Below are 3194 nucleotides of genomic sequence, written 5' to 3'. Positions count from 1 at the left end.
TTAATAAATCCTCAACATTTAAGAAACTGGTTTGCTAGTTGCTGCTACTGTACCTCATAACAGCCGCAAGTGCTGTATCGAATGGAAAATCACGCCATCCATTCAGTCCACTGTGGGGCATCTGTCACCAATTGAGCAAACTTGTCAGGATCAAGATCCTCAAACTCCAGTATCACGCCGCAACGCTCATCAATCGTTAGTGTACTGAGTAATTCTTTCACTGATTCTACACCGTACTCCACCTTTTCAATCGCCAGTCGAGCATAATATTTAACTTTATCCCACCAAGAATCACTGAGTTCTGCATCTGTGTCCATACCCCCCCGATTATTATCTCCATCTTCATTAATGGGGGGTGTGGACGGAGCATTAATCCCATATTGAGACTGCATTCTAGCTTTATGTGCCGCCTGAAGCTCAAGTGATTCTTGCCGCTTCCGTTCCTTCTCTTCTCTCTGTTTTTGCCGATAATCCAGCACCTTCTGGATAAACTCGACATCAGAAGTATTCAGCCGATAATACCGAACACGCTGCCCATCCTCCATTGGTCTTCGTGACTCAGTAGACAAACCGAGTTGCCAGAGGTATTGTCCCAAAATCCACATCGGAGACTCCGATAAGGGGATGGTCAGGTTGAGTATGCCTTTAACGTGAGAGGTATTGCGCTTAGAGAACTCAGCTAAAGCCTGAATCATCGCTTCGTCCCCTTTAATCTCAAGCCCAGACATGAGATCGATCAACACTGCCCTGAGTCCGAGCCGATGACGCATCAACCACGCGGTAGAATGATTGCTCCAGTCAGTGCAAATGGCTAATCGCTCCCGTTCTGATTTATCTCGTTCGGCAACAATAGTCGGTGGTGGAATAAATTCTCGCCCCTGGTCATCAGTGACCATTTCCCCAGGTGTGGCCAATATCGCTTCAAGTGCGACAATCTTTTTAATTAAGCGTCCCCCGTCATCTTGCTCAACCAGTTCCGGGGTAACGCTCATGCCGTAAGTGTCCTGAATACGGAACTTTTCACATTCCAAAACCTCTTCTGGTTTGAGATAGTCTTGGTGCTGCCTGCTGTTGTAAGTCCTTCTATCAATATCTTTAGCATTGGCAACTTTACGGTAATGCTCCTCATCGATGGCGATACCAGCCGCTTTCATCCACCGGGAAGTACTTTCATCACCACCGTCGCCCAAAGGAATAATTGTATTCCCCATTTCAAGAAGCAGCGATCGCAAATCAGCCCGTAAATTATTAATCGACCAATTCCGTTGCCCTTCAATCTGACAACTGGCATCTAATGCCCAATCCTTCTCAGCCCCACGTTTGCCCGTTTCCCGGTTAATGCGAATCAGAAAAGCGGTCATCTCATTTGTCTGAAGAATTCTTTCCTTGATGCGACGGGCATTGGTTTCGGCGTAACCAAATGGAGGACGAGGGGCGACCCAAACGTACATGGGGACATCTGGACGATACCGCCATAATTGCTGGGCGCATTCTGTAGCAGACTGTGAAACAGCATGAAACACGCCAAACACGGCATCAAAATGATAGCTGGAAATGTCAACCCCTGAACTGAGACTGGGAGTAATTAAAAAAGCATCGATATCCTTAATGGCAATGTTAATCTCTCGGATAAAGATGACATTCTCTTCACTGCCACTGTTTTCCGAATGAATAGCCCACACTCGTAACTTGCGGTCTTCGGCTGATTCCGGTGTTTCGTCATCGAAGAGAGCAGGGGAGCAGGGGAGCGGAGGAGCAGAGGAGAGTTGTTGTATAATTTCTTTCCCCTCTGCACCTCTGCACCTCTGCCCCTCTGCATCATTTAGCGCTCGTTCCAACTTTTTGACAAACCGCTTGCTATCGCTGGCCATCATCAACTTTTTACCCAGCATCAACTGAGCGTGGAACTCAGCAACGATTGCACTACTGTTTTTACCTTCGTACCAATAGACTTGACGACCACCAGAGCGGTATTCATTTTTGATGATGTAGGGTTTTTCGCCAGCAGGTCGCATTCGCATAAAAAACTCAATCGTCAAATCATCAAGGTGAGCATCTGCCAGCACTACCAGCTTGGCATTGTAAACCAGATACTCCAACACTTCCAGAATCGCCCCCCTGTGTTCCTTGCAAGTTTTGGACTTCAGCAAGTGAGCGAGATACTGGCAAGCTTCATCTATAAATAAGATGTCGTAAGCCTGTAAATCATTCGCCATCTTATACAGTGAGTCTACGGTGATACTCAGTGCTTTTGCTTTAGCCCAGTCGCCGCAAGAGATAGCAGAGTACATTGCAGTTTGCAAGCGATCGCTGAGATTCTTGAGTAAAGTAACCCGATGCCCGTTGTTCAAAAAGCTCAAGTCTGGGTTATCTCTTCTAATCATTGCCAAGATTTCAGTTTTACCTGTGCCCATGTCAGAAGCCAAACCAACTAACCCAGATTGAGGCAGAGAGCGAATGACCGTGGAGAGATAGCGGGTATTGACGATAATATCAGGTTTGAATTTGCGAAGCCCTCTGGCACGATTTACGAAAAACCTTTGGCTTAACTCGCTAATTCTCAAGGCATCAGCAATCATCGTGCTAACTGCTTTACCAGCTTTCTTGCCCAGAGCCACAACCCAATCGTCAATTCCTTTTTCGGGCCCAGGGAGTAATGCTACTTCACATTGACAGGCAAGTTGGAGAATGACTTGACAGGTGCGGCGAGTAGCAGCAAAAATCTGCTGTTTGGTTTTGGGCTTGCTTTCGTAGTCGAAGAGAATGATGAATTTCCGCCCCTTTTGGGACATTGGGACTAAATCAGGGTGCAGGTATTCCAAATCTTCCTTGCCGACTCGACCATTCCAAATTCCAGGGAGTGCGATCGCGACATACCCTAAAGTTAGGAGACAAGCAGCCTTCTTCTCGCCTTCCGTAAGGCATACAGGGATTTCGGGGTGAGCCATGACCCAAGCCCAAAACCCCAGTGCTTCACCATCTTCGGTAACGGTAATATGCTCTGGCATCGGCACATCATACCGCAGGGCAATCAACTTCCAGATGTGGAGGGGAACTCTGAGATAGGTGACACGGTTAGGGGTTTTTGGTGGAGACTCGTATTTGACAGGTTTTTGAGTTTGCTCCTGTGTTTGCTTGGGGACTTCCAGAAAATAAAATATACAGATAATAAAAATGATAATCATTGTTAGGGG

1 protein-coding gene is annotated in these 3194 nt (G+C 46.9%); it reads right to left on the bottom strand.

Annotation, left to right across the window (positions count from 1 at the left end):
• Positions 1 to 89 precede the first annotated feature (89 nt).
• Positions 90 to 3194: DUF3854 domain-containing protein (locus GNF10_RS36050; RefSeq protein WP_185607446.1), on the bottom strand; the 3105-nt coding region annotated here is incomplete at its 5' end.

Origin of the sequence: Nostoc sp. UCD121, assembly GCF_014222285.1 — a bacterium.
GTDB lineage: Bacteria > Cyanobacteriota > Cyanobacteriia > Cyanobacteriales > Nostocaceae > Nostoc.
Note: the sequence above shows the minus strand (reverse complement) of the source record. Positions and strands in the feature narration are given on the sequence as shown.